At 71.7% G+C, this 24093-nt stretch carries 22 protein-coding genes; 12 read left to right on the forward strand and 10 right to left on the reverse strand.

Features of this window, described 5'->3' with window-relative positions; all coding sequences use genetic code 11:
- Positions 1 to 45: 45 nt before the first annotated feature.
- Positions 46 to 1689, forward strand: coding sequence for an ABC transporter ATP-binding protein (locus AB0D04_RS27235; protein ID WP_362708267.1), 1644 nt, complete (start codon positions 46 to 48; stop codon positions 1687 to 1689).
- Positions 1690 to 1715: 26 nt separating this feature from the next.
- Here AB0D04_RS27235 and AB0D04_RS27240 read toward each other — a convergent pair whose 3' ends face one another.
- Positions 1716 to 3221 (reverse strand): PLP-dependent aminotransferase family protein, encoded by a 1506-nt coding sequence (locus AB0D04_RS27240; RefSeq protein ID WP_362708270.1) that lies wholly within the window; start codon positions 3219 to 3221, stop codon positions 1716 to 1718.
- Positions 3222 to 3475: 254 nt separating this feature from the next.
- Between AB0D04_RS27240 and AB0D04_RS27245 the strand changes: the two genes are divergently transcribed.
- The 4 genes from AB0D04_RS27245 (at position 3476) to AB0D04_RS27260 (ending at position 6919) form a co-directional block, all read left to right on the forward strand.
- Positions 3476 to 4069 (forward strand): hypothetical protein, encoded by a 594-nt coding sequence (locus AB0D04_RS27245; RefSeq protein WP_362708318.1) that lies wholly within the window; start codon positions 3476 to 3478, stop codon positions 4067 to 4069.
- Between the two features lie 11 nt (positions 4070 to 4080).
- Positions 4081 to 4869 carry a glycerophosphodiester phosphodiesterase gene (locus AB0D04_RS27250; RefSeq protein ID WP_362708321.1) on the forward strand — a complete coding sequence of 263 codons (789 nt, stop codon included), beginning with the start codon at positions 4081 to 4083 and terminating at the stop codon, positions 4867 to 4869.
- 54 nt (positions 4870 to 4923) lie between these two features.
- Positions 4924 to 6291: an MFS transporter gene (locus AB0D04_RS27255; protein WP_362708272.1), complete on the forward strand. Its 1368-nt coding sequence runs from the start codon at positions 4924 to 4926 to the stop codon at positions 6289 to 6291.
- Positions 6292 to 6541: 250 nt separating this feature from the next.
- Positions 6542 to 6919 (forward strand): RNA polymerase-binding protein RbpA, encoded by a 378-nt coding sequence (locus AB0D04_RS27260; protein WP_006601711.1) that lies wholly within the window; start codon positions 6542 to 6544, stop codon positions 6917 to 6919.
- A 118-nt stretch (positions 6920 to 7037) separates the two neighbouring features.
- Here the strand turns inward: AB0D04_RS27260 and fxsA are convergent, their stop codons facing one another.
- From fxsA to AB0D04_RS27285, 5 genes are all read right to left on the reverse strand, one after another.
- Positions 7038 to 7616: an FxsA family membrane protein gene (fxsA, locus tag AB0D04_RS27265; RefSeq protein WP_362708274.1), complete on the reverse strand. Its 579-nt coding sequence runs from the start codon at positions 7614 to 7616 to the stop codon at positions 7038 to 7040.
- A gap of 65 nt (positions 7617 to 7681) precedes the next feature.
- Positions 7682 to 8440 carry a polyprenol monophosphomannose synthase gene (locus tag AB0D04_RS27270; RefSeq protein WP_362708277.1) on the reverse strand — a complete coding sequence of 253 codons (759 nt, stop codon included), beginning with the start codon at positions 8438 to 8440 and terminating at the stop codon, positions 7682 to 7684.
- On the reverse strand, positions 8437 to 10110 hold the full coding sequence (lnt, locus tag AB0D04_RS27275) for an apolipoprotein N-acyltransferase (RefSeq protein ID WP_362708279.1): 1674 nt from the start codon (positions 10108 to 10110) through the stop codon (positions 8437 to 8439). Before lnt ends, AB0D04_RS27270 begins: the two co-directional genes overlap by 4 nt.
- A 550-nt stretch (positions 10111 to 10660) precedes the next feature.
- On the reverse strand, positions 10661 to 12301 hold the full coding sequence (locus AB0D04_RS27280; RefSeq protein WP_362708282.1) for an amidohydrolase family protein: 1641 nt from the start codon (positions 12299 to 12301) through the stop codon (positions 10661 to 10663).
- 62 nt (positions 12302 to 12363) lie between these two features.
- Entirely contained in the window at positions 12364 to 12804 is a 441-nt protein-coding gene (locus AB0D04_RS27285; RefSeq protein ID WP_362708285.1) for an Lrp/AsnC family transcriptional regulator, read from the reverse strand.
- A gap of 213 nt (positions 12805 to 13017) precedes the next feature.
- On the opposite strand from AB0D04_RS27285, the gene AB0D04_RS27290 reads away from it, so the two are divergent.
- Positions 13018 to 13443 carry a hypothetical protein gene (locus AB0D04_RS27290; protein WP_362708288.1) on the forward strand — a complete coding sequence of 142 codons (426 nt, stop codon included), beginning with the start codon at positions 13018 to 13020 and terminating at the stop codon, positions 13441 to 13443.
- 6 nt (positions 13444 to 13449) lie between these two features.
- On the opposite strand, the gene AB0D04_RS27295 is transcribed toward AB0D04_RS27290, so the two are convergent.
- The gene (locus tag AB0D04_RS27295; protein WP_362708291.1) at positions 13450 to 14544 is read right to left on the reverse strand and encodes a phosphotransferase family protein; all 1095 of its coding nucleotides are present in this window, start codon (positions 14542 to 14544) and stop codon (positions 13450 to 13452) included.
- Positions 14541 to 15713: a hypothetical protein gene (locus tag AB0D04_RS27300; protein ID WP_362708294.1), complete on the reverse strand. Its 1173-nt coding sequence runs from the start codon at positions 15711 to 15713 to the stop codon at positions 14541 to 14543. The genes AB0D04_RS27295 and AB0D04_RS27300 overlap by 4 nt, the downstream gene beginning before the upstream one ends.
- A 122-nt stretch (positions 15714 to 15835) precedes the next feature.
- On the opposite strand from AB0D04_RS27300, the gene AB0D04_RS27305 reads away from it, so the two are divergent.
- The gene (locus AB0D04_RS27305; protein WP_362708297.1) at positions 15836 to 16816 is read left to right on the forward strand and encodes a hypothetical protein; all 981 of its coding nucleotides are present in this window, start codon (positions 15836 to 15838) and stop codon (positions 16814 to 16816) included.
- Complete coding sequence (locus AB0D04_RS27310) at positions 16816 to 17091, forward strand: hypothetical protein (RefSeq protein ID WP_362708300.1); 276 nt, start codon at positions 16816 to 16818, stop codon at positions 17089 to 17091. The genes AB0D04_RS27305 and AB0D04_RS27310 overlap by 1 nt, the downstream gene beginning before the upstream one ends.
- A 27-nt stretch (positions 17092 to 17118) precedes the next feature.
- Here the strand turns inward: AB0D04_RS27310 and AB0D04_RS27315 are convergent, their stop codons facing one another.
- Positions 17119 to 18291: an acyl-CoA dehydrogenase family protein gene (locus AB0D04_RS27315; protein ID WP_362708303.1), complete on the reverse strand. Its 1173-nt coding sequence runs from the start codon at positions 18289 to 18291 to the stop codon at positions 17119 to 17121.
- Between the two features lie 402 nt (positions 18292 to 18693).
- Between AB0D04_RS27315 and AB0D04_RS27320 the strand changes: the two genes are divergently transcribed.
- Positions 18694 to 19944, forward strand: coding sequence for a glycoside hydrolase family 18 protein (locus AB0D04_RS27320; protein WP_362708306.1), 1251 nt, complete (start codon positions 18694 to 18696; stop codon positions 19942 to 19944).
- Between the two features lie 81 nt (positions 19945 to 20025).
- On the opposite strand, the gene AB0D04_RS27325 is transcribed toward AB0D04_RS27320, so the two are convergent.
- The gene (locus AB0D04_RS27325; protein WP_362708309.1) at positions 20026 to 20682 is read right to left on the reverse strand and encodes a TetR/AcrR family transcriptional regulator; all 657 of its coding nucleotides are present in this window, start codon (positions 20680 to 20682) and stop codon (positions 20026 to 20028) included.
- A gap of 319 nt (positions 20683 to 21001) precedes the next feature.
- Here AB0D04_RS27325 and AB0D04_RS27330 point away from each other — a divergent pair, with 319 nt between their 5' ends.
- The 3 genes from AB0D04_RS27330 (at position 21002) to AB0D04_RS27340 (ending at position 23827) form a co-directional block, all read left to right on the forward strand.
- A complete protein-coding gene (locus AB0D04_RS27330; RefSeq protein ID WP_362708323.1) occupies positions 21002 to 21511 on the forward strand; it encodes a DUF6230 family protein in 510 nt (169 codons plus the stop codon).
- Positions 21502 to 22482 carry a DUF6114 domain-containing protein gene (locus tag AB0D04_RS27335; RefSeq protein ID WP_362708312.1) on the forward strand — a complete coding sequence of 327 codons (981 nt, stop codon included), beginning with the start codon at positions 21502 to 21504 and terminating at the stop codon, positions 22480 to 22482. The genes AB0D04_RS27330 and AB0D04_RS27335 overlap by 10 nt, the downstream gene beginning before the upstream one ends.
- A gap of 76 nt (positions 22483 to 22558) precedes the next feature.
- Positions 22559 to 23827 (forward strand): GAF domain-containing protein, encoded by a 1269-nt coding sequence (locus AB0D04_RS27340; RefSeq protein ID WP_362708315.1) that lies wholly within the window; start codon positions 22559 to 22561, stop codon positions 23825 to 23827.
- Positions 23828 to 24093 lie beyond the last annotated feature (266 nt).

The raw sequence follows: 24093 nt of genomic DNA on the forward strand, positions 1-24093 counted from the left end.
CACATCGAGCCGCCACGACCACCGCACGAGCAACAGGAGACAGATGTGGCCCGGCGCCCCCTGCCCCGCATCCTGACCGACAGCGCTTCCCTGGTGCGCAGCAGAGACTTTGCGCGCACCGCCGCCGACAGTGCCTCCGATGTGTTCCATCCGCTGATCACCATCAGCCGTGGACTGCGCCGGCTGGCCGCCCTCGGCAGACAGCGCTGGGATGCGACGCCCAAGGATCGCCGGGGCCCGCTGTTCTTCTTCGTTGCCGCGTGTGTGCTGGGCGTGGCGGTGGTGCCGTACGGGCCGCTGCTCGCGGCCGCCCTGGTGATGGGGGCGGCGGCCTGGGCGGGGCGGGACCGTACGCCTGCGCAGACCGGGCCCGGCGAGGCCGAGGCGGAGCGGCTGCAGTCGCTGTACGAGGCGCTGGTGCCGTATTTCTCCGCCGAGGGCGACCCCAGCCCCCTCTACGCCCACGGTGGTGACTGGGAGGAGGCCTTCACCGAGTACGCCTTCGACGAGAACGGGCGGCTGGAGCACCTGCAACTGAAGTACCCGGCGTATTTCACCGATGGCGAGGACGCGTCCCGGGCCCGTATCGAGCAGGTGCTGCACGCCAAGTCCGGCCGCGGCCGGGAGTACCACTTCGCGTGGGACGAGGCGGCCAATCAGCTGGTGCTGAGCGTCCTCGGCCCGCTGCCCACGGATATCGCGGTGCAGCGCTTCGTCACCTCGCCGGGCGAGACGGTCCTCGGGTTCACCGACCCCGATTCCGTCGAGCGGACCCTGCCGGTCGTGCAGGGCGACGAGATGCAGGATGTGCCGCCGGTGGTCTGGCGGACCGGGCAGCGGTCCACCGAGCCGCATCTGCTGGTGCTGGGGCAGCCGGGGACGGGCGGGACGACGCTGTTGCGGTCGATCGCGCTGCAGGCGCTGGTCGACGGCGATGTGCTGGTCATCGACGGCAGCGGCGCCGGCGACTTCGCGTGCCTGGCCGGGCGCCGTGGCGTGCTGGGGGTGGAGAGCGGGCTCGCGGGGGCGCGGGCGACGCTGGAGTGGGCCGCGCGGGAGACCGAGCGGCGGCTGATCTCGGCGAACCGCGCGCGGCAGGTGGGCCGTTCCGCGCCGGAGGACACCCGGCGGCCGCTGTGGCTCATCGCGGACCGTCCGACGACGCTGGCCCATCTCGCGGCAGCGGAGGACCAGGAGGATCCGCAGCGGCTGCTGCATGTGCCGCTGCGGCACGGCGGGGCGGCCAATGTGACCGTCGTCGTGGCTGAGCAGTTCGAGAGCGCCGAGCTGCTGAACGATGCCGTGCGGGCGTACACGAGGGCGCGGGTGGTGCTCGGTCCGGCGACGGCGGAGGAGGTGCGGTTGGTGCTCGGGGCGCCGCCGCACACCACGCCGACGGCCGATGTGCCGCCCGGCCGCGGCTACGCCCGGCTCGGCAGCGGCCCGGTGCTGCGGCTCCAGGTGCCGGCCACGCCCGACCCGTTCGACGAGGCGACCTGCGAGACGGACCGGATCGACCTGATGGCGCTGCTGCCGGAACGGACGGCTCCGATGGGTGCGGCGACGTCCTTCGCCAAGCCCGCGCCCGCCGCGGACGAGACCTCCCCGCTGAGCCCGCGGGTGACGGCCTTCGACGGCGGCGGGCCGGTCGCGCTCAACGGGTCGGAGGCCGCGCACATCGACGGCTGAGGCCCAACTGCGGGGCCGGCGATCCGTCAGGCAACGAAGGCGTGGCGCGCCTCGGACTCGACGGTGGCGCCGGTGGCCACCAGCCGCGCGGCGCCCGCGAGGCGTACGGCGGCCTCTTCCGCGACCGCGCCGTTGACCGTGAACGGCAGCCGTACGAAGCCCTCGAAGGCGCCGTCGACCCCGAACCGCGGGCCGGAGGGGACGCGTACCCCCAGCCGCTCCCCCGCCTCGGCGATCCGGGAGCCGGACAGGCCGCCCGTACGGGCCCAGAGGGTGAGGCCGCCATGTGGGACGCTGAACTCCCAGTCGGGGAGGTGGCGGCGCAGCGCGGTGACGATCGCCTCGCGGTTCTCGCGGGCCTGCTGGCGGCGGATCTCGACGGCGGCCTCCCAGCCCTCGCCCTCCAGGAGCGAGGCGATGGCGAGCTGTTCGAGAACGGGTGAGCCGAGGTCGGAGTAGGCGCGGGCGGCGACCAGGCTGCGGATGATGTCGGGCGCGGCGCGCACCCAGCCGATCCGCATGCCGGCCCAGAACGCCTTGCTGGCCGAGCCGACGGTGATCACGGCGCTGCCCGCGGGGTCGAAGGCGCAGACCGGGCGCGGCGGTTCGGGGTCGTCGTCCAGATGGAGCTCGGCCATGGTCTCGTCGACGACGAGCAGCGTGCCGGCCGACCGTGCGGCATCGACCATGCGGCGGCGCTGGTCGTCGGTGGCGAGGGTGCCGGTGGGGTTGTGGAAGTCGGCGACGACGTAGGCCATGCGGGGGGCGGCGTCCCGCATGACCTGGCGCCAGGCGGGGATGTCCCAGCCGGCCAGCCGCTCCCCCAGGGCGACGGGGACGAGCCGGGCGCCGGCGTCCCGCATCAGCTGCAGGATGTTGGCGTACGAGGGGGAATCGACGGCGACCCGCTCTCCGGGGCCCGTACACAGGCGGCAGATCGCGGCGACGGCGCCCATCGCGCCCGTCGTCACCATGATCTGTTCGGGCATGGTGGGAATGCCGCGGGCGGTGTAGCGGTCGGCGAGGGCCTGGCGCAGCACGGGGAGGCCGGCCGGGTAGTCGCCGTGGGTGTGGGAGTAGAGCGGGAGGTCGGCCATGGCGCCCTGGACGGCGCGGGTCAGCCAGGGCTCGGGGGCCGGGAGGGCGGCGCAGCCGAGGTCGATCATGGAGCCGGCGGCCTCCGGGGGGAGGGGTTCCAGGCCGCGGGTGGGCAGGGGGTTGCCGGCCGGGACGGCGGTCCAACTGCCGGAGCCGCGGCGGGACTCCAGGAATCCTTCGGCGCGGAGCGCTTCGTAGGCGGCGGCGACGGTGGTGCGGCTGACGCCGAATGCGGCGGCCAGTTCCCGTTCGGCGGGGAGCCGGGCGGCGACCGGGATGCGCCCTTCCAGGACGAGGAGGCGTACGCCGTCGGCGAGGCTGCGGTAGGCGGGCAACCGGCGCCCGGTGGCGGTGAGTTCGGCGTCCCGCGGGTCCTGCGACCGGAGGAGCCGGGCCAGTTGGGGTGCACCCACTGCCGAAGTCCACTGCGCCATGGAAATCAGTCCACCTTCGCCGAATTGGCTCTACTTAACCGACCGCTACCGGCCACATCGTGTCATGCATCAGTCCAATTCTGCCAGGAGGGGGAAGAGCCTTGTCCAACATCAGGCCGATCACCAGGCCGATCACCAGGTCCATCACAAGGTCGTTCGCGAGGTCGACCACCGGGGATTCCGGCGCGCCGAGGGCACTGCTGCCGCGCCGGCTGGTCCAGCTGTACGCGGGGCTGGTGCTGTACGGCGTGAGCATGGGGCTGATGCTGCGCGCCGAGCTCGGCCTGGAGCCGTGGAGCGTGCTGAACCAGGGCATTTCCCGCCATACAGGGCTGACGATCGGCACTGTCACCATCGTCTCCGGGGCGTTGATCCTGCTGCTGTGGATTCCGCTGCGCCAGCGTCCGGGCCTGGGGACGGTGTCGAATGTGGTGATCCTCGGGCTGGTGATGGACGCGACGCTGGCGCTGGTGCCCGAGTTCTCCGCGCTCGGCGCCCGGATCCCGCTGCTGGCCTTCGCCGTCGTCCTCAACGGCGCCGCGACCGGCCTCTATATCTCCGCCCGCTTCGGCCCCGGCCCGCGGGACGGCCTGATGACCGGGCTGCAACTGCGCACCGGCCGGCCGGTGCGCCTGGTGCGGACCTGCATCGAGGTGACGGTCCTGGCGGCGGGCTTTGCGCTCGGTGGCTCCATCGGGGCCGGCACGGTGGTCTATGCGCTGGCCATCGGTCCGCTGGCGCAGTTCTTCCTCCGGCGCTTCGCGATCAAGGGCCTGCCCGAGCGGCCGTCGCCGGTGGTCGCCCACGGCGAAGCCACTTCACCTGAGCGCGCAATACTGCCCACGTGACGACCTCAGCGATACCCCTGCGCCACACCTATCTCGACCATCCCGCACCCCTCCCCTTCGCCCACCGGGGCGGGGCGGCGGACGGCCTGGAGAACACCGCGGTCGCCTTCCGGCGCGCGCTCAAGCTGGGCTACCGCTATCTCGAGACCGATGTGCACACCACATCGGACGGACAGCTCGTCGCCTTCCATGACGCGACCCTCGACCGCGTCACCGACACCCGAGGAAAGATCGCGCAGCTCCCTTGGCGGGCGGTGAGCGGGGCCCGGGTCGGCGGCCGCGAGCCGCTCCCCCTGTTCGAAGAGCTGCTGGAGGAGTTCCCCGAGGCCCGCTGGAACGTCGATCTCAAGGTGGAGAGCGCCCTCGCGCCGCTGCTGAACCTGCTGCGCCGTACCCGTGCCTGGGACCGGGTGTGCGTGGGCTCGTTCTCCGAGGCGCGGGTGGCGCGGGCGCAGCGGCTGGCGGGCCCGCGGCTGGCGACCTCGCTCGGCACCCGCGGCGTGGCCGGGCTGCGGCTGCGCTCGTACGGGCGGGGAGCGGTGCCGCTGGACCGGCTGCTGGGCGCGGCGGTGCGGCGCAACGCGGTGTGCGTGCAGGTCCCGGAGCGGCAGTCCGGCATCCCCGTCGTCGACCCACTGTTCCTGCGGGCGGCGCATGCGCTGGGCATGCAGGTTCATGTCTGGACGGTCAATGACGCAAAACGGATGGCGGCGCTGTTGGATCTTGGGGTGGATGGCATCATGACCGACCACATCGACACTTTGCGCACGGTGCTGACCGAACGGGGCTCCTGGGTCTGACCGCCCGGCACCGGTCCGCCGCGGCGACGGGGACACAAAGACGGGGGTGGGCGCGTGAGCGCACAGGCGGTGGTCGGGGGCGTCGACGAGGAGGCGGCGGCCAGACGCCGGGAACAGCGCGGCTGGTACTGGTACGACTGGGCAAACAGCGTCTATTCGACGAGCGTCCTGACGGTGTTCCTCGGCCCGTATCTGACGTCGGTGGCGAAGGCCGCGGCGGATCCGGACGGCTTCGTCCATCCCCTGGGCATTCCGGTGCGCGCGGGTTCCTTCTTCGCGTACTCGGTTTCCGCGTCCCTGCTGCTGGCGGTCCTGGCGATGCCGGTCGCCGGGGCGCTGGCCGACCGGACCGGCCGTAAGAAGCCGCTGCTGGGCGGCTGTGCGTATACGGGGGCCGCGGCGACGGCCGGGATGTTCTTCCTGGGCGGCGACCGCTATCTGCTCGGCGGGGCGCTGCTGATCATCGCGAACGTCTGCTTCGTCGTCTCGATGATGCTCTACAACTCTTTCCTGCCGCAGATAGCCGAGCCCGACGAACGGGACGCGGTCTCCTCCCGCGGCTGGGCGTTCGGCTACGCGGCGGGCGGCCTGGTCCTGGTCGTCGACCTGGCGCTCTACGCCGGGCACGATTCCTTCGGTGTCTCCGAGGGCACTGCCGTACGGATCTGTCTGGCGTCGGCGGGACTGTGGTGGGGCGCGTTCTCGCTGATCCCGCTGCGCCGGCTGCGCGACCGGCGGGGGGCCGGGAGCAGCGCACGCGAAGAGCCAGGCGCGGCGCTGGGCCAGGGCCGGCGGCAGCTGCGGGAGACGCTGCGCGATATGCGCCGCCATCCCCTCACCCTCGCTTTTCTTCTCGCCTATCTCGTCTACAACGACGGGGTGCAGACGGTGATCAGCCAGGCGTCGATCTACGGCTCCGAGGAGCTGGGGCTGGACCAGACGACGCTGATCATCGCGGTGCTGCTGGTGCAGGTGCTGGCCGCGGCGGGCGCGCTGGCGATGGGGCGGATGGCTCGGCGGTACGGCGCGCACCGCACGATTCTGGGCTCGCTGGTGGCCTGGACGGTGACGCTCGCGGCCGGTTTCTTTCTGCCCGCCAAGGCGCCTGTCTGGTTCTTCGCGCTGGCGGCGGCGATCGGTCTGGTGCTGGGCGGCAGCCAGGCGCTCTCCCGGTCGCTGTTCTCGCACCTGGTGCCGCGCGGCAAGGAGGCGGAATACTTCTCCGCGTACGAGCTGAGCGACCGGGGGGTGAGCTGGCTGGGGCCGCTGGTGTTCGGGGTGGCCTATCAGCTGACCGGGAGCTACCGGGACGCGATCGTGTCCCTGGTGGTGTTCTTTGCGGTCGGATTTGTCCTGCTGGCGAGGGTGCCGGTGCGGCGGGCGATCGCGGCGGCGGGCAACCCTGTTCCGGACCGGATTTAGGTTCGGGGGGCGCGGGCCGGTAGTGTACGCCTTTGGCTCACCAGGCGGACCGTTACTGCGCGCTCAAATCGGGAAAGCGTTGGGTGACATCTACTGCCAGATGTGACAAACCGGGCGCTGGTGGGTACAACAAGGGGCGGCACGACGGGCGACGCAGATTACGGGAATCTTCACCGCCGACCGGACGTTGACCGGATGACGACGACAGCGACACCTGTCCTGTGGGCGACAAGCCCGGGAGGCACGATTCATGAGTGAGCGAGCTCTCCGCGGCACGCGACTCGTGGTGACCAGCTACGAGACCGACCGCGGCATCGACCTGGCCCCGCGCCAGGCGGTGGAGTACGCATGCCAGAACGGCCATCGATTTGAGATGCCGTTCTCGGTTGAGGCCGAGATTCCGCCGGAGTGGGAGTGCAAGGTATGCGGTGCACCCTCTCTTCTGGTGGATGGCGATGGCCCCGAAGAAAAGAAGGGTAAGCCCGCGCGTACGCACTGGGACATGCTCATGGAGCGGCGCACCCGCGAGGAGCTCGAGGAGGTGCTGGCCGAACGGCTGGCCGTCCTGCGCTCCGGCACCATGAACATTGCCGTGCATCCGCGCGACACCAACCGCAAGTCCGCCTGACAACCGGACTCGCCAGAAGTACGCAGCACCAGGGCCGGGGTCATTGCTTTGCGCAGTGGCCCCGGCTTTTGCTGGTATGCGGTGCGGCTTTTGTCCGTATGGCCCCTGCGCGGTGATCTCAGCCGGTCAGCGGCGGGTCCTGGCGGGGCGGGGTGGGCGGCTCGTCGTCGCGGATGACCTCGCCCTGGACGACCTTGCCGTCCGGCCGGTGCATGCGGGCCTGCTGGAATGCGTCACCGAACGACCTCGGGGTGTAGGCCGTCCGCCGGGACAGCAGCTTCTCCGCCCGGCGCTGGATCAGCTTGCCCGTCGGCGGGAAGAGGCACAGCAGCGCCGCCACGTCGGACACCAGCCCCGGCACCATCAGCAGCAGTCCGCCGAGCATCGGCAGCGTATTGCCCTGTCCCGAGGTGTCCTTGTCCGATGCCGTGGGGCCCGTGGCCGGGGCGCCCGTCTGCATGCTCGTCGTGAGATTCCGCCAGGCCCGGCGGCCCGCCCGCTTGATCACCAGCGCGCCGGCCACCATGCCCGCGACAACCAGCAAAAAGGCCGTCAGCCCGCTCGTGGCGTCGGCTACGACGATCAGCAGCCAGATCTCCAGCACCACCCAGGCGGCGATGCCCAACGGTATGAACCGACGGGCGCGCGAGCGCTGGGGCGGGCGGGGACTCGGCGGTGGTATGGCTCCGGACGTCATGCCCCAAGTGTGCCTGGCCGGAGGGCGTGCCGGTGTCGAGGGGGCGGGCTCGTGCAGGCCCGGTGTCAGCGGCCGCGGATCTTGTTCACCCTGGTGTCGACGCCCCAGGCGGTGATCCGCCACAGCGCCTCGACCATGATGTCGCGGCTCATCTTGCTGTCCCCGTGTTCCCGGTCGACGAAGGTGATCGGCACCTCGACCACATGGAATCCGGCCCGCACCGCCCGGCGGGCGAGGTCGACCTGGAAGCAGTAGCCTGCCGAGGCCACGTCCTCCAGCCCGAGCCCCTTGAGCGTCTCCACCCGGAAGGCCCGGAAGCCGCCGGTCACATCGCGGATCGGGACGTCCAGGAGGGCGCGGGAGTACGCGCTGGCGCCACGGGAGAGGAACTCGCGGCTCTTGGGCCAGTTCACCACCCGTCCGCCGGGCACCCAGCGCGAGCCGAGAACAAGATCGGCGCCCTTGAGGGCGGTCAGCAGCCGCGGCAGCTCCTCGGGCCGGTGCGAGCCGTCGGCGTCCATCTCGACCAGTACGCCGTAGCCGTTGTCCGTGCCCCAGGTGAAGCCCGCGAGGTAGGCGGCGCCGAGCCCCTCCTTGCCCTTGCGGTGCAGGACATGCACCTGCTCGTCCACGGCGGCGAGCTCATCGGCGAGCTTGCCGGTGCCGTCCGGAGAGTTGTCGTCCGCGATCAGCACATGCGCCTCGGGGACGGCGGACCGCACCCTCGAGACGATCGGCTTGATGTTCTCCGCCTCGTTGTACGTCGGGATGATCACCAACGTGGTGCCGAGCGGACCGTACTGCCGCTGACCGCCGTCTGTCACTGCTGCCCCTTCTCGGTCTCTTTGCGTCCCCGCCGGCCGACCACCGTCGCGCCGGCGCAGGACAGAAGGCCCACGATAGCGAGCGCCCACTCGGGCGCCGCACCGACGCGGTCGGCGAGCGTCGTTTCGTCGCGCAGCGGGATCCGGGCCGAGACGACGCCCTGGGTGAACTCGGGGATCTGGTGGGTGACCGTGCCGTCCGGGGCGACGACCGCGCTGATCCCGCTGGTGGCGGCGGTGACGATGGCCCGGCCGTGTTCGACGGCGCGCAGCTTGGACATCGCCAGCTGCTGCTCGGGCTGGCCGGTGCGGCCGTAGGTGGCGTTGTTGGTCTGGATGACCAGGGCGCGGGCGCCGGCCTGGACGGTGTCGTGCACGATCTCGTCGTAGGCCACCTCGAAGCAGATGACGTCGCCGAGCTTGGCGGAGCCGACCTTGAGAACGCCGGTGTGGTCGCCGGGGTAGAAGTTGCGGGGCACCCGCTTGAAGCGCGTAATGATCTTGCTGAGCTGCTCCCGGAACGGGACGTACTCGCCGAACGGCACCGGGTGCTGCTTGGTGTACGAGGCGCCCGGCCCCTTCGTCGGGTCCCAGACGATGCCCTCGTTGAAGACATAGCCCTTCTTGGTGGGGTGATCGACCAGCGCGCCGACGAGCACGGGCACCCCGATCGCCTTCACGGCCTCGTCGATCCGGTCGTAGGCCTGCGGGTACTGGAAGGGGTCGAGGTCGGAGGAGTTCTCCGGCCAGATGACCAGGTCCGGCTTCTTGGCCTTGCCGGCCTTGATGTCGGCGGCGAGCTTCTCGGTGGCCGTGGCGTGGTTGTCGAGGATCTTCATGGGGCGGCCCAGGAAGTCCATGCCGGGCTGCTGGACGTTGCCCTGGACGACGGCGATGTCGACGGTGTCGGCGGCCTTCGTGGGGACGGGTACGACCGCGCCCGCGACGGTCACGGCGGCGGCGAGCCCGAAGGCCTCCACTGCCGGCACCGCCTTGCGCAGCGAGCCGGAGTCGCGCAGACCCCACAGGACGGCGGCGCACGCGGCCAGCAGCGTGCCGGCCAGCGCGACGGCGAAGGTCACCAGCGGGGCGCCGCCCAGCGCGGCGAGCGGGGTGAACGGCGAGGCGGTGTTGGCGAACGCCAGCCGCCCCCAGGGAAAGCCACCGAACGGCAGCCGGTCGCGGGCCCATTCCTCGGCGACCCACAGGCAGGCGGCCCACAGCGGCCAGGCCTTCAGCCGGGAGGTGCCGGCCAGTGCCGCGCCCAGCAGCGCCAGGAACAGCGCCTCGGCGACGGACAGCCCGATCACCGCGTCCCAGCCGACCACATGCAGCCACTTCAGCAGGATCACAAAGAACGGCAGCCCGAAGGCGAGGCCGGTCCAGGCGCCCTGCCGTACGGTCCGGCCGCGGGTCAGCAGGGCGAACGCGGCCACGCCCACCAGGGACAGCGGCCACAGGTCGTACGGCGGGAAGGCGAGGCCGAGGGCGAGGCCGGAGACGACCGCGACGGCGGTGCGCGGCGCCTCGCGGCGGGCCAGGGCGGCGAGCCGGCGGAGCCTGCCGGGGCGGCGCGGCAGGTCGGTCACGCCGTTTCCGGCGGACGGCACCGGGCCGTCGGGCGAGGCGCCGCTCGCGGCTTCTTCGGTGGTGTCGGAGACCGATGGCACGGTCGCGGCCTTCCTGCAGGTCGTCTGTGTGGGGGCACCTCCCTGGCTCCTTGAGAGCTGGGGAGAGTGAGCTGACCGTACATCGGGCGGGCGCAATCGTGGATGCCAGGTGCGCAGGACGACGTGGGCGCACCGGAAGGGGAACGGTGCGGATCGGGGCCCGGTGCCCTTCGGGCCGACCTGGGACCCGCTGGCTGCGGGTCGACCGAAAGCCGTTGTCTACTGAGCGTCCGGGCCCCACCCGGGTCGCACCTGCCGACCACCGGAGACGATCCGTCGCGCCGTGCCGCTGACGCTGGACCTGGCTCCCAGTGGCGGTGCGCCGGTTGGCGCCCCGCCCCATGGCCCAGCTGCGTTCGACGACTGCGCGGAGGTCTCCCGATCGGACGTCCTGTGGTGGACTCGGCCGAACCTACCGGCCGTCGACCGCCTGCTGTCAACAGGTGCTCCGCCTGCGTCGTTTTCGCGTCGCCCCAGGTCACTGCCGAGCCTGCCCAGGTGGGGCTAGCGGCGGCAAGCGCGCCCTCCGGCGACACCTGCCCGCCCGATGTCACTCGATCGGCCGCGCGAAGACGGTGCGCCCGCCGACGACCGTGGTCAGGCACACCGGGAGCTCGCCGCCGGGGGTGAGATCGGGCAGACCGGGGGTGCCGGAGCGGGGGTCGGTGGACCAGCGCTGGACCCGCTCGTCGGGGGCCTGGACGAGCAGGTCGCCGGTGCGCCAGACCGCGTAGTCGGCGGGTGCGCCGGGCACCAGGACGCCCGCGTCGTCGCGGCCGATGGCGCGCCAGCCGCCGCGGGTGTGGGCGGTGAACGCGGCGCGGGCGGAGATGCCGTGGGCGCGGGTGCGGTGGAAGACGGCGGCGCGCAGGGTGCCCCAGGGGTCGAGGGGGGTGACCGGACTGTCGGAGCCGAGAGCGAGCGGGACACCGGCCTTGAGCAGGGCGGCGTACGGGTTGAGGGTGCGGGCCCGGTCGGCGCCGAGGCGGGCCGCGTACATGCCGTCCCCGCCGCCCCAGGCCGCGTCGAAGGCGGGCTGTACGGAGGCGGTCAGGGCGAGGTCGGCGAAGGCGGCGACGGTGGCCTCGGTGAGCATTTCGGCGTGCTCGACGCGGTGCCGGGCGGCGCGGATCCGGTCCTGGCCGATGCGGTCGGCGGCGGCCCGTACGCCGTCGACGACGGTGGTCAGTGCCGCGTCGCCGATGGCGTGGAATCCGGCCTGGAGCCCGGCCTCGGTGCAGGCGGCGACATGTGCGGCGACGGCCTCGGCGTCGAGGTGCGCGGTGCCGGTGTGGTCGGCGTCCACGTACGGGGCGTGCAGGTGGGCGGTGTGCGAGCCGAGTGATCCGTCGACGAACAGATCGCCGGCCGCGCCGATGGCCCCGAGTTCCCGGATCCGCTCGGCATCCTTTGCGGATGCGATCAGTTCGGCCCAGTAGCCGACCACCCGCGGCCCGTTGCCTTCGGCGGCGAGGGCGAGCAGTGCGGTGAGGTCGTCCTCGCTGGAGATCTCCGGTCCCGCGCATTCGTGGACGCTGCCGATCCCGAGGGAGGCCGCGCGGGCGAGCGCCGCCGCCTGGGCGTCGGCGCGTTGGGCGGGCGTGACGGTGGCGTACGCGGCCCGCCGCACGGCGTGGTGGGCGTCGCCGGTGAGCGGGGCGTCCAGGTGGAATCCGGCGAGCCCGCGCACGCCACGGACCAGGTCCAGCAGTGCCGTCGTGACGACCGCGGAGTGCACATCGACCCGCGTGAGATAGAGAGGACGGCCGCCGGTCGCCGCGTCGATTTCCGTACGGGAGGGCGGGCGCCCCTCGGGCCATGCGCCGGCGTCCCAGCCGTGGCCCAGCAGGACCTTGTCCGCCGGGCGCGCGGCCGCGTACGCGCGGATCCGGGCCAGCGCGTCGGACAGGGTGGCGACGCCGACCAGGTCGAGCCCGGTGAGCGAGAGCCCGGTCGCCGTCGTATGCACATGTGCGTCCGTGAACGCCGGGGTGACCAGTGCGCCCTCGAGCTGCACCACCTCATCGACGCCGTCGGCGAAGGCATCGGCTGCGCCCTCCTCGCCCACCCAGGCGATGCGGTCGCCCTCCACCACCATGGCGGTGGCGAAGGGGTCCGCGGGGCTGTGCACCTCACCGCCGCGCAGGAGGACGGTACGGGGCCGGGCCGGATCGGGGATGCGCTCGCTCATACCGGACAGTTTGGCCCCTGTGCGCGGCCGGCCGGCGCGCGGGGGGGCCGAAAGCGGCCAGGTCAGATGCGGGGCGGCCGGGCCTCGTACGGGGTGGAGAGCACGACCGTCGTACGGGTGGAGACGCCCGCCAGGGTGCGGATGCGGGTGAGCAGATGCTCCAGCTCCAGCGGGGTGGCGACCCGGACCTTGAGGATGTAGTTCTCGTCGCCCGCGACGCTGTGACAGGCCTCCAGCTCGCCGACCTCCGCCAGCCGGTCGGCGATGTCGTCCGGGGCGCTGGGGTCGAAGGGTTTGACCGAGATGAAGGCCGTGAGCGGCAGGCCCACGGCTTCGGGGTCCACGATGGCGGCATAGCCCCGGATGACACCGCGCTGCTCGAGACGGCGCACGCGCTGGTGCACCGCCGAGGTGGACAGGCCGGTGGCCTTGCCCAGGTCGGTGTAGCTCATCCGCCCGTCCTTGACGAGCAGATCCACGATTTGTCGGTCCAACTCCTCCACCCGCTCAACCTACTGTGCTCGGCCACAGATGCGCAGCGCACGCCGGATCGTGGACACCTCCGCGCCGGTCCGTGTGAGGAATGCCACACCCATGAACCCGTGTCCGTCGGGCGCCGGTGATTATGCGCGCGGCATGAAGGGAATTGCTGGTGGTGGCCGGGACCGCCCGTCAAGGAAGTCAGCGGTCCGAGTGGCCTGGCCCACCCGAGGGGGATGGACATCATGCGACGCCTCAAGAAGGAATCCGCGGCGCCGAGCGTCGGCGCACAGGAGGGCGACAGTCTCGGTTTCTCCGGCGACGACGGCAGCGCCGAGGCCTTCGAGACCTTTGACATCTACCGCGTGACCTGCCCGGACTGCGGGCAGCCGATCGCCATGCTGGCGGACGAGGACACGCTTCCGGAGCACGCGCTGTGCCCCTCGCCGTGGAACCCGTTCGGCCTGACGGTCTGCCAGGGATCCGGTCGGCCGGTGGCCGAGGCCCCGGAGACCGACGACACGATGGGCACTCAGGAGCAGGACGCGGCCGTGCTGTTGACGCTCCCCGAGAGCCTGGACTGGCGCCGCCAGCCGTTCTCGCACATCGGCGGCCCCGACACGCACCCGGCCCAGGTGCCGCAGATGCGCCGCAGTGCCTGAGCCGGCTCACCAGTAGCGGCCGGCGATCATCGCTTCCAAGGTGTCCCGGTGCAGGATCAGCGCATCGGCGTCGTCCGGCACCGGCACCTCACCGAAATGCACCTGACGATACGCCACCCGCAGCATCACAATGGCCTGCCGCAGCGCGGCATAAAGGGTGTGGAATTCCATATCGCGGGGTGTGTGCCCGGTGAGCCGGGCATAGCGCCCCTCGATACGGTCACGGCGCAGGAATTCGGGAAGCCCGCGCTGCCCACTGCTTTCCGTGAGGTCCTGGAAGAAGCGGTGGAGATACACCATCCAGCCCAGGTCGAGTTCGCGCGGCCCCAGGGCAGCCATTTCCCAGTCCAGTACGGCGGCCGGCGCAAAGGAATCGTCGTAGACGATATTGCCGATCCGGGCATCGCCCCAGGTCAAGACCGTCTCACCGGGGTCGGCGGGCCAGTGCTCGGCGAGCCAGGCGAAGCCGCGCTCGATGACCGGGGAATGCGGGCGCCCGTCCACCACCCATGCGTAATAGGCGCGTTGGGCCTCGACGTGGCGGTGCAATGCCGACCCGTTTCCCGGTGTGTCCAGGAACTCCGCTTCCTTTACCGGGACTTGATCGTGAAGCCGGGCAAGGATCGCCACACTCGCCGCCTCGAGGCGCGCCCTTTCCGCCTCCGTGGCCTCGTACAGCCAATTCCCCTCGTACGTATAGGGCATGACGTCCGGTGGGACGCGGCCCGCGGCGCGCTCCATGACGAAAAAGGGTGCGCCGAGATGCGCCGGGTTCTCTTCGAGCCAGAAGGTACGGGGGACGGGCAGGTCGGTGCGGTCGGCGACCAGGCGCAGGGTGCGGTACTGCCGGGCCATGTCGTAGCGCGGGAAGATCGTGTACGCGGCGGGGTCGCCTGCCAGGCGCAGCGCACAATTGCGCACCGGCGGGTCCGGGTGGTCGATGTCGAAGAGCAGGGTCTCGCTGGACATGCCGTTGGAGTCGGGGACGGTGGCGTCGGCCGCGCGGGCCCCGGGAAGACGGGTGCCGAGCCAGGCGGTGAGGCGCCGGGTGAGGGTTTCCGGGTCGCGGGTGGTGGTACGGGGGCGCGGGGCCGTGGTCATCGGGCCCCCTTCTGCGCCACCGAGTCGTACCCGGTGAAGCCGCTCGGGTCGTGGCGGCCGAAGCTGCCGTGCTCGAAGATGCCGTAGCCGGTGCGGCCGTCGAGGGTGAAGCGGGCGGCGTGGTCGGTGACCCCGTACGCGGCGTGCGGGTGTGCCGCCGGGTCGGAGAGGTCGTAGCTGCGGCGGTCGGTCCAGCCGCGGCCGCGCCAGGTGCCGTGCTGCCAGTCGTCGGCATGGGGGTCCCCCCTGCTCGAACGGAGCTGAGAGCTTGGGGGAGGGTAGCCGGCGCCCACGGCCAGGGGGGAGGAGGTGAGGATCTCGGCGGTGAGTTCGAGGGGCTTGCGGCCGGGGTCGGTGAGGTGGATGACGGCACGTTCGGGGTGGCGGGTGCCGGGGCGGTAGGTGATGTCCGTGTGCGGCCAGCCGAGTTGGACATCCCGTACACCGTCGCGGACCAGCGAGGCCTCGTTGAGGGTGCGATGGCCGTCGGCGTCCTCCTGGACGATGACCATCACGAACCGGTCGTCGAAGCGGACCGGGCACCAGACCCAGTGGAAGCCCTCGGGACGCATTTCCTCCCCCGCCCGCCCGGCCTCCTCTCCCGGGATCGGGCGCACACCCCAGCTGCGGTCGCGGGTGCCGGTCCACTCCCCCGCCGTCACCGTCAGCTCCTCCCCCGCGACCCGGATGCTGCCGGTGCACGTCCCCGCCTGCACGAACCGCCGCCCCTCCAGCATCAGCCGGTCGCCGCGGTACTGGGTGTGGTGCGGCTCCCAGGTGGCGGGAAAGGCCGCGGTCCAGGTCAGGTCGTAGGAGAGCCCGTCGGGGTCGGCCGGGTCGGCGTCACACGTCAGCCGCAGGCGGGCGAGGGGCTCCTCGACGGTGATGGTGAGCGGGCCGACGGTGAGCGCGAGCCGGTCGTCGGTGAGCGCGTCGGAGGCCCGTACGGCGTGCAGCCGGTCGCCGACACGGAGGGTGGCGTAGGCGTCGATGACCCCGGTGTTGGGATACACGCCGAGGCCGGCGATGAGCAGGGCGCGGCCGGAGTGGTCCAGGACGTGGAAGATGCACCGGTCGTAGGCGTTGCGGTCACCGGTGGCGACATGCCGCATGGACAGCGGGGCCTGGTGGATCGGGTATTCGTCGAGCGCGATCGGGCGGTCGGGCACGGTGTCCTCCTGGGGCGCGCGGCCGGACGGCGGGAGTTGACGGTACGTCAGGTAGGGAACGGCGGCCAGACCCGCGGGCAATTCGGTTGGGCCGTGCAGGGGGCGCGGATAGCTTGGCGGGCATGGAAGGGTCCGGGTGGAATGACGATGAATTCGACAAGGTGGTGCGGCAGCTCTCCCGTACCGACCCCGATGCGGAGGAGATCTACATCCACGCGGAGGGCCTGCGCGCACTCCCTGATGAGCTGTGGGAGTTCGGGCGGCTACAGGAGCTGGACATCCGCTCCGACTACCAGGAGGAGATTCCTGCGGGCATCGGACGACTCACGCAGCTTCGGTCCCTGGAGTTGACCTGTGCACCGATCGCCACACGGCCGCCGGAGATCGGCCTGTTGAGCGAGCTTCGCGAACTGGACGTCAGCAAGGGCACATTGACCCATCTGTTGCGCGAGATCGGCGGACCGAGCCGACTGCGGAAGATGTCCTTCTGCAGCAGTCCGCTGGTCGAACTACCCCTGGAGTTCTGGAAGTTGAGTGGCTTGGAGGTCCTGGACCCGACGGGCGCGGAGCTGACGGCCATCCCGCCGGAGATTGCGAGGTTGCAGGCGCCGGCCGAGCTGTCCCTGGGCACCAGTGAGGACCTCGACGTCATTCCCCCGGAACTCTGGGAGCTGCGCGGTCTGAGGAAGCTGCGGCCGCCCACAGTCTGCTGGGGCGAAGAACCGCCTGCGGGGATCGGCAAGCTTCGCTCGCTGCGGGAACTCGATCTGTCCGGCCCGATCCTCACGGGCGACGACTTCCGGCAAGAGCCACCCGCCGATCTGTGGGATCTCACCCGGCTCGAGGAATTGCGCCTGCCGGCCAGCGGCCTCGCAGTGATCCCTCCCTCGATCGGCCGCATGACCCGACTGCGCCATCTCCCTCTCGACGGCTGCCAGGTGCGCATGCTGCCGCCGGAAATGGCCCGGCTCACAGAGCTGGAGACCCTCGACCTGAGCTGGTCCTGGGTGGAGACGGTCGGAGAAGAGATCCGCAGCCTCCCGCGTCTGCGCAGCCTCACGACGAGCCGTCGACGAGCCTCCCAGCCCCGGGAGGACAGCTGATGGCCCTCGCCACCCGCGGCTCCCGCACCCTCACCGTCGACGGAACCCGCTACCGCTGGACGGTCTCCCCCGACGCGTCCGGCCTCGCCGTAGTCGTCGGCTGGGCGGACGGCGACGGCGCACGCATGGTGACCTGGCTGGAGCACGGCACGGTGATCGCGCCCGGCGTGGTGGCCGGTCTGATCCGTACGGCGCTGCAACACGGCTGGCGGCCGCGGCAGTGCGGTCCGGAGATCATTTTCCGTAGCGACGAGGACGGGTACCGGGCACTGTGACGCACCCGGCCCGCCCTCGCCCCGCCCTCAGTGCGATTCCGGCCCCGCCAGATGCCGGGCGATGACCATCCGCTGGATCTGATTGGTCCCCTCGACGATCTGCAGCACCTTGGCCTCGCGCATATAGCGCTCGGCCGGGAAGTCGACGGTGTAGCCGTAGCCGCCGAGGAGCTGGACGGCGTCGGTGGTCACCCGCATCGCGGTGTCCGTGCAGAAGAGCTTGGCCATGGCCGCTTCCTTGGAGAACGGCTGTCCGGCGTCGCGCAGCCGGGCGGCGGAGAGGTAGAGGGCCCGGCCGGCCTCCACCTGGGTGGCCATGTCGGCCAGCATGAAGCGCAGGCCCTGGAAGTCGGCGAGCGGGCGGCCGAATTGCCGGCGCTCGGCGACGTAGGCGAGCGCCTCGTCCAGCGCGGCCTGGGCGACGCCGATGGCGCACGCCGCGATGCCGAGGCGGCCGGAGTCGAGGGCGGAGAGGGCGATGGCGAAGCCCTGGCCCTCCTCGCCGAGGCGGCGGGAGTCGGGGATACGGACGTCGTCGAAGTGCAGCTGGGCGGTCGGGGAGCCCTTCATGCCCATCTTGCGCTCGGGCGGCGCGGCGCTGAGGCCCTCGGCGTCGCCGGGGACGAGGAAGGCCGTGATGCCGCGGGCGCCGCTGCCGCCGGTGCGGGCGAGGACGGTGTAGAAGTCGGCGACGCCGCCGTGGGTGATCCACGCCTTGGTGCCGTTGAGGGTCCACGAGTCGCCGCTGCGGGTGGCGCGGGTGGTCAGTGAGGCGGCGTCGGAGCCGGAGGCGGGTTCGGAGAGGCAGTACGCGCCGAGCAGCCCGCCGCCGAGCATGGCCGGCAGGTTCTCGGCGCGCTGCTCCTTGGTGCCGTATCCGGCGAGCGCATGGCAGGCGAGGGTGTGCACGCTGACGCCGAGGCCGACGGTGAGCCGGGCGGCCGCGAGTTCTTCGAGGACCTGGAGGTAGACCTCGTAGGGCTGGTCGCCGCCGCCGAACTCCTCGGCGTACGGGAGCGACAGCAGTCCCGATTCGGAGAGCAGGGTGAAGGTCTCGCGGGGGAAGCGGCCGGCGTCCTCCTCCTCGGCGGCGACCGGCCTGATCTCGCGCTCGATGAGTTCCCGTACGAGCGTCAGCAGGTCGCGGGCTTCCTCGGTGGGCAGCCTGCGGTCCACCGGCCGGGGGCCGTACTCGGTCATGGCGGCGCTCTCCTCCCTGTCGGGCGCGGCGGCGACGCGCGCGCGGGGTAAGGCGGCGCCGCCGGATTTCCAAGATGCCCAGCCGATGATCGCCGTCCGGGTCGCGGAAGGCGATGACCTGCAGCTGTGGCGCTAGGAGTATGCCCGATCGGCGGCCCCACGTCACGGGTTGATCATCGGCGGATCCGGGCGATCCGGCCGGGGCCCCCGCGACCGCCCCCCGGCCACGAAATTGGTCCGAACCATTGACCCCACTGGTCTAGTCCTTCTACCTTCTCCCCCAACGTTCCATGCGTTCACGCTCCTTCACCCCATGCGTCATTTCGCGTTGTGCACCCCTTCGCGTTCATGCCCTTCGGAACGCAGGTCAGGCTCCACCTCGCCCCCCTCCGAGGAGACGACATGCTCAGACCGCACCGGAAGCGCTCGCCACGCAGGCTGATAGCCGCCGCCACCGCGCTGTGTACGGCGGCGCTGGCCGGCACCCTGCTGACCGGCTCGGCCTCCGCCCACCCCACCGGGACCACCGCCCCCACCTCGGCCGCGGCCGGCAACAAGGTCGTCGGATACTTCACCAACTGGGGTGTCTACGACCGCAATTACCACGTCAAGAACATCGAGACGTCGGGGTCGGCGGCCAAGCTGACCCACATCAACTACGCCTTCGGCAACGTCCAGGGCGGCAAGTGCGCGATCGGCGACTCCTACGCCGACTACGACAAGGCCTACACCGCCGACCAGAGCGTGGACGGCAAGGCGGACACCTGGGACGACGGGGCGCTGCGCGGCAACTTCAACCAGCTGCGCAAGCTCAAGAAGCTGCACCCCGGCCTCAAGGTGATCTGGTCGTTCGGCGGCTGGACCTGGTCGGGCGGCTTCACCGAGGCCGCCAAGAACCCGGAGGCCTTCGCGCAGTCCTGCTACGACCTGGTCGAGGACAAGCGCTGGGCGGATGTCTTCGACGGGATCGACGTCGACTGGGAGTACCCCAACGCCTGCGGTCTGACCTGCGACACCAGCGGCAAGGACGCCTTCACCAAGGTCATGAAGGCGCTGCGGGAGAAGTTCGGGCAGAGCAATCTGGTGACGGCCGCGATCACGGCGGACGCCTCGGACGGGGGCAAGATCGACGCCGCCGACTACGCGGGCGCGGCCCAGTACGTCGACTGGTACATCCCGATGACGTACGACTACTTCGGCGCCTGGGACGCCAAGGGCCCGACGGCACCGCACTCCCCGCTCGCGTCGTACGACGGCATCCCCAAGGCCGGGTTCAACACCACCGACACCACCAAGAAGCTCGTCGGCCTGGGCATTCCGGCGGACAAGCTGCTGCTGGGCATCGGCTTCTACGGCCGCGGCTGGTCCGGTGTCACCCAGGACGCTCCGGGCGGTACGGCCACCGGCGCGGCCCCGGGCAAGTACGAGGCGGGCATCGACGACTACAAGGTGCTCAAGGACCGCTGCCCGGCCACCGGCAAGGCGGGCGGCACCGCGTACGCCAAGTGCGGTGACCAGTGGTGGAGTTACGACACCCCGGAGACCATCGGCGCGAAGATGGCCTTCAAGGACGCGCAGGGCATGGGTGGCACGTTCTTCTGGGAGCTGAGCGGTGACACCGCGAACGGTGAGCTGATCAAGTCGATCAAGTAGCCGTACCGGGACGGAAGCGGGGCGGGAGGCAGTGGGGCCTCCCGCCCTCTTCCGTGTGCCCGGTGGACCGCCGGAGGCCGCTCAGGCGGGTGGCCGGGACGGCGCCGGGCAGCTCGGCTCGTACTCCTCGATCAGCCGGAGCGTGTCGCCCAGGCCTCGCACCAACAGGGCGGCCACCGTCTCGCGGGGTATCTCCTGCGCCGCGATCCAGTCGAGGGTGACGCCCTCGACGCTGGAGAGCCAGCCGGTCAGGGCCGTACGGGCGAGCGGCGGAATGTCCTCGCGGCCCCAGGTCCCCTGCGCGATGGTGGACAGCAGCCGGGCGCGTACGGTGTCGCGGATCGCCAGCACCTCGGCGTCGAAGCCGACGCCGCCGGTGACGATGGCGCGATAGGCGGCCTGGTGGTGCTGGGCGTAGCGCAGATAGCCGTCGACGGTGCGCTGGACCCGTTCGACGGGCGGGAGGTCATGGGTGTCGCCGGCCCGCTCGACCAGCTGGGCCACCGCGTCCTCGATGATCGCCAGGTAATAGCCGCGCTTGTTGCTGAAGTAGTAGTAGATCAGGCCTTTGGCCACCCCGGCCTCGCGGGCGATGTCGTCCATGGACAGCGCGTCGTACGAGGTGTCGGCGAACAGCTTCCGCCCGGTGGCGATGAGTCCGGCGCGCCGCGCCTGCGAACGCAGGGTGCCGCGGGCGCCCTGGGAACCGCCCTGTCCGCGCTGTTGACTATTATTCAAAATCGGCCCTAGTCTCCAACTGAGTCTCCAACTGCCAGGAGTTTGCGGCAGTATGACAGAGCGTCATGGATCATCGGACCGACTCTCTTCGTGATCTCCCGCCGCGCTCTTCCGGCGGCGTATCGAGCACTTCCCTCGCGCATTCGACCGCTGCCCCGGGGAGGACGCAGTGAGCTCTACGAACCGAATCCCGCGTACATCGCGTACCTCGCATACGTCGCGTACCTCGCGTACCTCGCCCGAGGGGCGGACCTCCTGGAAGAAGACCGCCGTGGTGGCGCTGCCCGCCGTGCTCGCCGTGGGCGCGCTGGCGACGGTGATGGCCCAGGGCGCACTGGCCGCATCGTTTGCCGTCTCGGGCACCAACTTCCAGGTCTCGTCGGGGAAGCTGACCAGCAGCGGCCTGTCCTCGTACGTGCACACCGACCGCGACACCGACGGGAAGGGGCACCCCGTCGCGCTGCTCGGCATCGGCAAGGCCACGCTCGCCGACATCTGCCAGGCGGCGCAGGTCAGGACGCCCGTCGGCACCGTGGTGTTCAAGCTGACGGCGGGCGGCCGGGCCGGTGCGGTGTCCGCCGACAGCCTGGTCATCGACGGCGAGGACCTGGCGGGTGACGCCCGCTTCGGTACGGCGCAGATCGGCCGGGACGCCTCCTCGCTCGATGCCGTACCGGGGGTCAAGGGTCCCAAGGGGAAGTTCGGGCTGCAGGCCGGGAACATCGAGGTCGCCGGGGTCAGATCGCACGCCTGGTCGGCCACCGGCGGCAACTTCCGCCTCAAGGGGCTGCGGGTGAGCGTGAGCCTGGACGGCGACAAGTGTTTCTGAGCGCGCGCCGCGCGCGGTGGGGCGCGCGGCTCGAGCGGACACTGCCCTGGCCCGAACCGCGGGCGGCGCTGCGGCGCTGGCGGCGGACCCGGCCGTTCTGGGCCGGGCTGCTGCTGGTGCTCGGCGGGGCCGAACTGCTGCTGGTGCCGCTGTCGCCGCTGACCGTACTGGTGAGCCTGGGCCTCGGTGGGCTGGCCGCGCTCGGTATCGGGCTGGCGCTGATGGTGGCGGGGATCTTCCTGTGGTGCGCGCCGGCCGCACACCACTACGTGAGCATCAATGCACTGATCCTTTCGGTGCTCTCCTTCGCCGCGACCAACCTCGGCGGGTTCCTGGTGGGCATGGGGCTGGGGATCGCGGGCAGCGCGATGGGGTTCGGCTGGACGCCGGTACGGGATACGGCCGACGCCGGGTCCCCGGACCGTCCGGCCGCCGCCCCCGCCCGCCGCGGCTCCGGCAGCAAGGTCCTTGCCGTCGGCCTGCCGGTGGCGCTGCTCGCGGCTGTCGGCGGCCCGGCGCAGAAGGCCGACGCGACGGAGGTCCCGGCGCCGCCCGCCCCGCCCACCGTGCAGACGACGGTGTTTGCGCCCCAGGGCTTCACCCTGGCCGGGGTCACCGAGGTGCCGACTCCCGACGGGCCGCTGAAGGTGATGGTCCTGAAGATGAAGGCGGCCTCGCTCACCGACTACCGGCTCACCACCCACGATGCCGAGGGACCCCAACTCGGCCTGAATGCCGACTCGTTGAACCTCCGCGGCGAAGTGACCCTCTACCTCACCAGGTTCAGCGGCTGCCTGGAGGGCGTCCTCTGCCTCACCTTCACCCCCGACACCCTCCCCGTACCCCCCGTCGTGCCGCCGTTCGTCTTCATGACCGATGTGGAGGCCGAGCAGGCCCTGGTCACCTCGGACCTGATCGTCGCGGACGGGCTGCGGCTGCAGGCCGGCGGCCGGGGCGGCGCCCGTACCTGAGGCGGGGTTTACGGCTCCGCCCCGTACCCGCACCATCGGCGTGCGGGGGGCGGATCCGTTGAGGAAGAGGTGACGCGTGGTCAACCCTTGGCTGGCGCTGGAGTCGGGCGCCGACCCGGTGGCGCACACCCGTACGGTGCGGCGGGCCCATGAGGCGTTCCTGGCCGGCGGGACGGTGGCGCCGCCCGTACGCAGCGTGGTCGCGGACTCCTGGCGCCGCTCGTCCCGGGCGCGGGCGGCATCGGACGGCGCGGCGCCCATCGAGCTGGACGAGCCCGCGCTGCGCGCCTACCGGGACCGGCATCCGCTGGCCCGCGCGATGCCTGTCTTCCGGGAGCTGCTGGGCACCATCGCGCACGACGGCGCGCATCTGATGGCCGTCTGCGATCCGCAGGGGCGGCTGCTGTGGGTCGAGGGGCACCCCGGAGTACGGCGGCAGGCGGAGCGCATGAACTTCGTCGTCGGGGCCCGCTGGGACGAACGGCATGCGGGCACCAATGCGCCGGGCACCGCACTCGCCGCCGATCACGCCGTACAGATCTTTGCGGCGGAGCACTACAACCGCCGGGTGCAGCCGTGGACCTGCGCCGCCGCACCGCTGCACGATCCCCGGACCGGCCGGCTGCTGGGTGCCGTGGACATCACCGGCGGCGATCATCTGGCGAGCCCGCACAGCCTGGCCCTGGTGCAGGCCACCGCCCGCGCCGCCGAGGCCCATCTGGCTTCTGTGGCACCGGAGTTGGGGGTATGCCTGGCCGCATTGGGCAGGGCCGAGGCGCTGCTGACCGTGGACGGCACGCGACTGCGGCTGGGCCGCCGGCACAGCGAGATCATGGTGCTGCTCGCCCGGCACCCGGCGGGCCTGACGGGTGATCAGCTCGCCGTACTCCTCTACGGCGAGCGCGAGATGCGTCCGGTCACGCTGCGGGCCGAGCTGTCCCGGCTGCGGCACCTCGTCGGCCCGCTGCTCGGCTCGCGGCCGTACCGTCTGAGCCGCCCGGTCGAGACCGATCTCGCCGCCGTCGAGGCCGAGTTGGCCGTCGGCGACGTCACTGCCGCGCTGGACGCCTACAGCGGTCCGCTGCTGCCGCTCTCGGAGGCGCCCGGGGTACGGCGACTGCGCGGAGCACTCGAGGACCGGCTGCGGCGCGTCCTGCTCGGTACCCGGGACCCCGGCCCGCTGCGCCAGTGGACACGGACCCCCTGGGGCGAACACGACCTGGAGATCTGGGAGGCCCTGGTGGACGCCCTGCCCGACCGCTCCCCGGCACGCACCGCCCCACTCGCCACGGCAGGGCGACTGCGGGCGGCGTACGGGCTGGCGGACCGCTCCCCGGTCCGATAGCCCCCCACCGTCAGCCTTTACCAACCGGTCAACCCACAATCGCCGCAGGTCACATAGCCTCTGGACATCCCTGGACCCGCTGGAGGCGGCTGCCGGCTGCGCGCCGGGCCGCCTGGAGGAGCACGCCATGAACCCGGTCACCGCCCACCCGGTCAACCTGCACGACACCGGCGCCGCTCTCCCGCAGGAGTGGCGCTCTCTCCTGCGTCGTAGGTGAAGCGAAGGGGCAGGCCGGAGGAGTTGGTGGTGCTGGTGAGGTTGCCGGC

This window comes from Streptomyces sp. NPDC048483 (assembly GCF_040651455.1).
Taxonomy (GTDB): Bacteria; Actinomycetota; Actinomycetes; order Streptomycetales; family Streptomycetaceae; genus Streptomyces.

Excerpts from the sequence above, each read along its gene's own strand:
- AB0D04_RS27240 (WP_362708270.1), bottom strand. The coding sequence starts at position 3,221 with ATGGCGCAGTGGACTTCGGCAGTGGGTGCACCCCAACTGGCCCGGCTC.
- AB0D04_RS27245 (WP_362708318.1), top strand. The coding sequence starts at position 3,476 with ATGGGGCTGATGCTGCGCGCCGAGCTCGGCCTGGAGCCGTGGAGCGTG.
- AB0D04_RS27260 (WP_006601711.1), top strand. The coding sequence starts at position 6,542 with ATGAGTGAGCGAGCTCTCCGCGGCACGCGACTCGTGGTGACCAGCTAC.
- fxsA (WP_362708274.1), bottom strand. The coding sequence starts at position 7,616 with ATGACGTCCGGAGCCATACCACCGCCGAGTCCCCGCCCGCCCCAGCGC.
- AB0D04_RS27280 (WP_362708282.1), bottom strand. The coding sequence starts at position 12,301 with ATGAGCGAGCGCATCCCCGATCCGGCCCGGCCCCGTACCGTCCTCCTG.
- AB0D04_RS27290 (WP_362708288.1), top strand. The coding sequence starts at position 13,018 with ATGGACATCATGCGACGCCTCAAGAAGGAATCCGCGGCGCCGAGCGTC.
- AB0D04_RS27295 (WP_362708291.1), bottom strand. The coding sequence starts at position 14,544 with ATGACCACGGCCCCGCGCCCCCGTACCACCACCCGCGACCCGGAAACC.
- AB0D04_RS27305 (WP_362708297.1), top strand. The coding sequence starts at position 15,836 with ATGGAAGGGTCCGGGTGGAATGACGATGAATTCGACAAGGTGGTGCGG.
- AB0D04_RS27310 (WP_362708300.1), top strand. The coding sequence starts at position 16,816 with ATGGCCCTCGCCACCCGCGGCTCCCGCACCCTCACCGTCGACGGAACC.
- AB0D04_RS27315 (WP_362708303.1), bottom strand. The coding sequence starts at position 18,291 with ATGACCGAGTACGGCCCCCGGCCGGTGGACCGCAGGCTGCCCACCGAG.
- AB0D04_RS27320 (WP_362708306.1), top strand. The coding sequence starts at position 18,694 with ATGCTCAGACCGCACCGGAAGCGCTCGCCACGCAGGCTGATAGCCGCC.
- AB0D04_RS27330 (WP_362708323.1), top strand. The coding sequence starts at position 21,002 with ATGGCCCAGGGCGCACTGGCCGCATCGTTTGCCGTCTCGGGCACCAAC.